Here is a 6,000-nt window from a genome sequence, read left to right as displayed (position 1 = left end):
AGTCAGTACAGCGCCGTCGCCGCGAGGATCCCCGCGGTCTGGCCGAGGCCGACGAGCGCGATTCCGGCGACGACGCCGGTCTGGGAGCCCGCGAGCGCGGCGACGGCGGCGCCCGCGACCGAACAGGCGGCGGCGACGCCGTGGACCGCCGACCGCCGGCCGTCGGGGTCGCGCAGGGCCGTGTAGCCGAACGCGGGCGCCGGCAGCAGCATCCAGCCGTAGAAGGCGACGGCGAGGAGCGCGTCGGCCGGCACCGCGGCCGCGAGCACCGGCGCGGCGCCGTCGCGCGCGAGGAACCCGGCGACGCCGGCGACCGTGACCGGCGTGCCGGCGAGGATCACCAGCTTCCACGCGCGGAGGACCCCCGTCGCCATGTCGCGCCACGAGGCGGCGACGAAGGCGACGAGCAGGACGCTCATGACGACGTGCGCGACGAACAGCGCGTGCGCGGAGACGAGGCCGACGACCGCTCCCGCGGCGACTCCCCACGCCGCCGGGACCAGCAGGGCGGGGCCGTTCTCGCGGAGGAGCAGGCCGGGGCCGTCCGCTCGGTGCGCGTGAGACACACGCGCCGTTTTCGCGGCCGGACGCATAAACGTCCGCGTCGGAGGGCCCGTCGGAGAACTCGACGGATCGACCGGCGTCGGAGCGAGAATCCGTCGTTCGGTCAAGATTCGCCCCGGAAAGCGGGGTTTTTCGAGAACGAACGTTCAGCGAGCGTCGTGGTAACTGTACACTCGCAATTCTTATCCCGGGTCGGGGCCTCTCTACAGTCGCAATGGCGACCGGAAAGGTTGATTTCTTCAACGACACTGGCGGCTACGGATTTATTGAGACTGACGACGCGGACGACGACGTGTTCTTCCACATGGAAGACGTCGGCGGCCCGGACCTCGAAGAGGGCCAGGAGCTCGAGTTCGACATCGAGTCCTCCGAGAAGGGCCCCCGCGCGACCAACGTCGTTCGGCAGTAAGCCGATCCGAAAGGTGGGTCGGTCCGGCTGGCGCCGAACGCGACTCTGACACACGGTACCAAACGTTTTCGTCCGCGTCGCGGGCTCACGTCCGCTGCGGCCGTATTTCAGCCTCGACCAGCGCGCCGCTCGTCGCGCGCCGTCGAGCCTCGAAGAGAGTCCGCGAGAGCGGCGCGTCCGCGCTCAGATGTGCTGTCCGAAGAGCCCGCGGCCCTTCGTGACGGTCACGTCGCCCTCGACTTTCGTCTGACAGGCGAGGCGGACGTCGTGGTTCGGGTGGTGCGGCGGGAGCCAGAGGCGGGCGCGCTCCTTCTTGCTCGGCTCGCTGACCTCTCCCTCGACCTGGACCGCACAGGAGCCGCACGACCCGGCGCCGCGGCAGTTGAGCTGTTCCATCTTGCCGTTGTAGACGGAGAGACCGGCCTCTTTGAGCACGTCGCGTAGGTTGGCGCCCTCCTCGCACTCGATTTCCTCGCCCTTGTAGGATACAGTAGGCATGTCGAGCGAGGGTACGCGAGCGATCCACAAAGAGTCTGTGTCCGCGGGGCGCGAGGCCGGACCCGGACGGGACGCCGGCGTCGGGCGGCGATACCGGTCGTGTGCCGAGCGTCGGACGCCGACGGGGCGTTTTTTACCCTCGGCACCGCAGGGTGGCACAATGGGACTCAGGTGTCTGCTCGGACACGACTTCGGCGAACCCGAACTCCGGCGCGAGCGCGAGGAGGAGGGCGACGAGGTCGTCACGACCGTCAAGGAGGTGAAGACCTGCGCTCGCTGCGGCGAGACGCAGATCGTCAGCGAAAACACCGAGGTGACGACGATGGAGCAACTGGCGGACGAGGCCGCCGCGGACGCGGACGCCGGGAGCGACGCGGGCGCGACCGCGACGCCGGGGGGCGGTCCCGCGCCGGACGTCGGCGACGGGGCGGCGCCGGGGACCGTCGACGGGGACGGCGCCGCGGCCGGCGCCGAGGGACTGACGCTCGACGAGGAGCCCGGCGCCGGGAGCGACGACGCCGTGATCCTCGACGACGGCGCGGCGGGCGACGACGAGGCCGAGCCGCCGCGGGGCGACGACGGCCCGGCCGACCCGAGCGCAGCGGGTGCGTCGGACGCCGCGGCGGAGTCGGACCCGGCGGACGAGGACGCGGAGCTGTTGGACGCCGGCGGGGAGTCGGCGGCCGCGTCGTCGCCCGCGGCCGACGCCGAGCCGGAGGACCGGCCGACCGACGAGGCGGACGCCGAGACCGACGACGGCGTGATCCTCGACGAGGGGACGGCGGACGCCGACGACGACAGGGAGCGGGGCGCGTGGCCGTCCGTCGACGAGGCGGACGCCGAGGCGGGCGGGTCGACCGCCTGGCCCGACCACGGCGGCGAGGACGAGGGGTTCAGCGCGGAGGTCGGCGAGGGCGGCGACGCCGAGGTGGAGTTCGGCGACGGGCTCACCCCGGAGGCCGCGGATCGGCCGGAAGACGGGGAGCAGACGGAGTACGTCGAGGCGCCGGACGACGGCGAGGCGGTCTCGTTCGACGCCGGCGACCCGGGAGAGACCGGCATCACCCGCGGCGAGAGCCCCGACCTGGAGACGATGGGGGACGACGAGCCGACGGAGTACTACTGCCCCGAGTGCGGGATGGTCCGGGCCGCCGGCGGGAGCTCGATGCGCGCGGGCGACATCTGCCCGGAGTGCAAGCGCGGGTACGTCGACGAGCGGCCGCGGTAGTCGGGCGGTAAAAGGCGTCGCGTTGCCGGCCGAACCCGCCGAGCGGCCGTGACGAAACTGGTTTACGCCGGCCTGTCGAACGGTCGCGGCATGAAGGAGTACAAGATGCGACGCGGCGAGCATCTGGACGACCGCATGCCGGACCTGAAGGGCTCCATCGAGGAGTACTTCGGCGAGGTCACGGGCACCGAGGAGTGGGAGGGCCACGAACTGTACGTCGTCTCGGACCCCGACAACCCGGTGTTCGACCGGATCGTCGCGGGCGCCGCCGAGTACGGGAGCAAGAAGGACAAGCTGGCGGTCCACTTCGAGGAGCGGCCCGCCGAGGACGTCATCGCCGAGGGCAACGCCGACGCCGCCGCCGACGCCGTCGACGCGAAAAACGAGTTCCTCCTGGAGGCGACCGGCCGCGACGCGAAGTCCCGCCGCGACTCGCTGAAGCGCGAAGTCGAGGACGACGCCCCCGATTACTGACCGGACCCCGCCGCCGTTTCTCGTCGACGCCCCGTTCCAGGAGCCGTCAGCTTCGCGTTCGATCGGCCGTTAGTCGCGACGCCGCGCGCCGGCGGGAGTGTCAGGATCGATCGGGCGAATGTTTATTCAGATTCGAGTTAAAACTCCACCAATCTTAACTCGGTCGGGGACGAAAGGCCTGTATGAGCATCGAGACGGTCGTGCTGGCGGTCGGGAGCGCAGACGAGAAACGGACCGAGCGGCTCGCGAACGAGCTCATCGCGCTCGCGGGGCCGGCGGACGCCGAGGTCGTGTTGACCCACGTGTTCGACGAGGAGGAGTTCGACGAGACGCGCGCGCGGCTCGGCTTCGACGCGGACGCGGAGAACGCGACGCCCGACGCGGTCGCGGGGCGACACAGGACCACCCGAGAGCTCTCGAACCTCCTCTCGGCGGCCGGCGTGCGACACTCGATCCGCGGCGCGGTCGGCGACCTCGCGACCGAGGTCGTCGAGACCGCAGAGGGGGTCGAGGCCGACCGCGTCGTCGTCGGCGGGCGGCAGCGCTCGCCGACCGGGAAGGCCGTCTTCGGCAGCGCGGCCCAGGAGGTCATGCTCTCTGCGCCGTGTCCGGTGACGTTCGTCCGCGAGACCGCCTCGTAACGCGGTTTCGCGCCGCCGCGCTTCTTTACCCCCGCTCGACCGCCCGAAGCGTCCCGCTTAAGTGAGACGGGGTCGCGCTTACACCCGATGTACTACGTGGGCGTCGATCTCGGGGCGACGAACGTCCGAGCGGTCGTCGGCGACGAGACCGCGGCCGTCCTCGGCGCCGCGTCGCGAGGCACCCCGCGAGGACCGAACGGCATCGCCGTCACCGAGGCCGTCTTGGAGGTGGTCCGGGGAGCCTGTACCGACGCGGGGATCGCGCCGAACGAGGCGGTCGCGGCCGGGATCGGATCGATCGGCCCGCTCGACCTGGCGGAGGGGGTCGTCCAGGGCCCCGCGAACCTCCCGGACACCGTCGAGCGCATCCCGCTCGTCGGCCCGGTCGGGCGGCTGCTCGACACCGACGAGGTGTACCTCCACAACGACACCATCGCGGGCGTCATCGGCGAGCGGTTCCACTCCGAGCGCAACCCCGACGACATGGTGTACCTCACCATCTCCTCGGGGATCGGCGCCGGGGTGGCCGTCGACGGCAACGTGCTCTCCGGATGGGACGGCAACGCCGGCGAGGTCGGCCACATGACCGTCGACCCGCACGGGTTCATGACCTGCGGCTGCGGGCTCGACGGCCACTGGGAGGGGTACTGCTCGGGGAACAACATCCCGAACTACGCCCGCGAGCTGCACGAGGAAGACCCGATCGAGACGAGCCTCCCCATCGAGGACCCCGACTTCTCCGCGGTCGACGTGTTCGAGGCCGCGGGCGAGGACACCTTCGCCGACCACGTGATCGACCAGGTCGCCCACTGGAACGCCATGGGGATCGCCAACGTCATCCACGCGTACGCCCCGCTCGTCGTGAGCGTCGGCGGCGCGGTCGCGCTCAACAACCCCGACCGCGTCCTCGACCCCATCCGCGAGAAGCTCCCGGAGATGGTGTTCATCAACGTCCCGGAGGTGCGGCTCACGGACCTCGGCGACGACGTCGTGGTGAAGGGAGCGCTCGCGAGCGCGCTGACGGACGGCACCGGCGACCGCTCGCGGGTCGAGGCGCGGCCCTGACGGCGGCGAGGGGTCCCGGTCCGCTGACTACTGCTCGAACTCGTCGAGCTCCGGCGCCACGTCCTCGCCCACCGCGTCGCGCGTGTCGAGGTACGCGTCGCGGTACCGCCGGATCTTCCGGAGGAGGACGTACCCGAACGTGCCCTGGAACACGAGGACGAAGCCGAACAGCGCGACGACCTGCGGGAGGCCGAGCAGGCCGGAGGCGACGCCGGTGACCGGACCGACGAGCGTGTTGTACAGCGCGTGGATCGCCGCCGCGAGGACGAGCCCCTTGACGATGATGGGGCCGCGGTTCTCCGGGTTGAACTTCGCGAGCCCGAGGTAGTAGCCGGCGAACGCCGAGTAGACGACGTGACCCGGGCCCGCGAGCGCCCGGAGGGCGGCGATGCCGTCGCCCGCGCCGAGCGTCGCGATGCCCACCGACAGCTCCCCCATGTCGACGTTCTGGGCGATGTAGACGAAGTTCTCGATGACGACGAAGCCGAGGCCCGCGAGGGCGCCGTAGACGGCCCCGTCGATGACGGCGTCGAAGCGGTCGTCGGTGTACGCGTACAGCCGCACCGCGAGCAGCTTGACCGTCTCCTCTATCGGGCCGACGACGACGAAGAAGAACACGACGAGTCCGAGGAAGCCGAACGGCCGGAAGTACGGCTGGAGCACGCTGTTCAGTATCGCCGCGAAGGTGGCGGTGAGGATGGAGAGCAGGAACGTCGCGACGAGCAGCGACAGCGGCTCGGCGGTCGTCACGTCGGACCGGTACACGTACGCGGCCAGGCCGAGGGCGGGAACGGCGGAGAGCCCGAGGAGGATGGCGATGGCCGGATCGAAGATGAGCCCCAGCCCGAACGAGCCGAGGATCGCCAACAGACCGACGAAGGCGACGAAGACGACCCCCGCCTTCGCCGACCGCGTCAGCAGCCAGTACAGGGCGACCGACAGCCCGTCGAGGGAGGTCCGCTCCTCCCACGTCGCGACGTCGTAGAGGTCGCGGTCGTCGTCGGCCCGGGACGCGATCGGGTCCTGCTCGGATGGCATGCGAGCGGATTACCCCCGCGGTGACTTAACCGTCGGTGTCGGCGGAAGACTCGCGGGGAGCCGAAGGCGGCGCCGGCCCGGAC

The 6,000-nt window shown here is 71.2% G+C and carries 8 protein-coding genes; 5 read left to right on the top strand and 3 right to left on the bottom strand.

The genetic code is table 11. The features are described 5' to 3' along the window. Window positions 1–2 precede the first annotated feature (2 nt). A complete protein-coding gene (locus EXE48_RS17380) occupies window positions 3–593 on the bottom strand; it encodes a hypothetical protein (protein WP_053770220.1) in 591 nt (196 codons plus the stop codon). Between the two features lie 185 nt (window positions 594–778). Between EXE48_RS17380 and EXE48_RS17375 the strand changes: the two genes are divergently transcribed. Continuing rightward, window positions 779–973, top strand: coding sequence for a cold-shock protein (locus EXE48_RS17375; RefSeq protein WP_004599158.1), 195 nt, complete (start codon window positions 779–781; stop codon window positions 971–973). A 183-nt stretch (window positions 974–1,156) separates the two neighbouring features. Here EXE48_RS17375 and EXE48_RS17370 read toward each other — a convergent pair whose 3' ends face one another. Then, window positions 1,157–1,471: a 2Fe-2S iron-sulfur cluster-binding protein gene (locus tag EXE48_RS17370; protein WP_053770221.1), complete on the bottom strand. Its 315-nt coding sequence runs from the start codon at window positions 1,469–1,471 to the stop codon at window positions 1,157–1,159. Between the two features lie 160 nt (window positions 1,472–1,631). Between EXE48_RS17370 and EXE48_RS17365 the strand changes: the two genes are divergently transcribed. From EXE48_RS17365 to EXE48_RS17350, 4 genes are all read left to right on the top strand, one after another. Beyond that, window positions 1,632–2,699, top strand: a complete 1,068-nt coding sequence (locus tag EXE48_RS17365) for a DUF7093 family protein (RefSeq protein WP_137705471.1) — start codon at window positions 1,632–1,634, stop codon at window positions 2,697–2,699. 90 nt (window positions 2,700–2,789) lie between these two features. Beyond that, complete coding sequence (locus EXE48_RS17360) at window positions 2,790–3,173, top strand: DUF5611 family protein (RefSeq protein WP_053770223.1); 384 nt, start codon at window positions 2,790–2,792, stop codon at window positions 3,171–3,173. Between the two features lie 182 nt (window positions 3,174–3,355). Then, on the top strand, window positions 3,356–3,814 hold the full coding sequence (locus tag EXE48_RS17355; protein WP_053770224.1) for a universal stress protein: 459 nt from the start codon (window positions 3,356–3,358) through the stop codon (window positions 3,812–3,814). Window positions 3,815–3,901: 87 nt separating this feature from the next. Further along, on the top strand, window positions 3,902–4,879 hold the full coding sequence (locus EXE48_RS17350) for an ROK family protein (RefSeq protein ID WP_053770225.1): 978 nt from the start codon (window positions 3,902–3,904) through the stop codon (window positions 4,877–4,879). A 27-nt stretch (window positions 4,880–4,906) separates the two neighbouring features. Here EXE48_RS17350 and EXE48_RS17345 read toward each other — a convergent pair whose 3' ends face one another. Continuing rightward, window positions 4,907–5,917 (bottom strand): PrsW family intramembrane metalloprotease, encoded by a 1,011-nt coding sequence (locus tag EXE48_RS17345; protein WP_053770226.1) that lies wholly within the window; start codon window positions 5,915–5,917, stop codon window positions 4,907–4,909. Window positions 5,918–6,000 lie beyond the last annotated feature (83 nt).

The sequence above is a fragment of the Halorubrum sp. ASP1 genome, from assembly GCF_005435135.1.
Lineage (GTDB): Archaea > Halobacteriota > Halobacteria > Halobacteriales > Haloferacaceae > Halorubrum > Halorubrum tropicale.
The sequence above is the reverse complement of the archived record's forward strand: the minus strand, read 5'-3'. Positions and strand labels throughout refer to the sequence as shown.

What these genes read in the sequence shown, in the direction of transcription:
- EXE48_RS17365 (WP_137705471.1), top strand. Translation starts at nt 1,632, where the DNA reads ATGGGACTCAGGTGTCTGCTCGGACACGACTTCGGCGAACCCGAACTC.
- EXE48_RS17355 (WP_053770224.1), top strand. Translation starts at nt 3,356, where the DNA reads ATGAGCATCGAGACGGTCGTGCTGGCGGTCGGGAGCGCAGACGAGAAA.
- EXE48_RS17360 (WP_053770223.1), top strand. Translation starts at nt 2,790, where the DNA reads ATGAAGGAGTACAAGATGCGACGCGGCGAGCATCTGGACGACCGCATG.
- EXE48_RS17370 (WP_053770221.1), bottom strand. Translation starts at nt 1,471, where the DNA reads ATGCCTACTGTATCCTACAAGGGCGAGGAAATCGAGTGCGAGGAGGGC.
- EXE48_RS17350 (WP_053770225.1), top strand. Translation starts at nt 3,902, where the DNA reads ATGTACTACGTGGGCGTCGATCTCGGGGCGACGAACGTCCGAGCGGTC.
- EXE48_RS17375 (WP_004599158.1), top strand. Translation starts at nt 779, where the DNA reads ATGGCGACCGGAAAGGTTGATTTCTTCAACGACACTGGCGGCTACGGA.
- EXE48_RS17345 (WP_053770226.1), bottom strand. Translation starts at nt 5,917, where the DNA reads ATGCCATCCGAGCAGGACCCGATCGCGTCCCGGGCCGACGACGACCGC.
- EXE48_RS17380 (WP_053770220.1), bottom strand. Translation starts at nt 593, where the DNA reads ATGCGTCCGGCCGCGAAAACGGCGCGTGTGTCTCACGCGCACCGAGCG.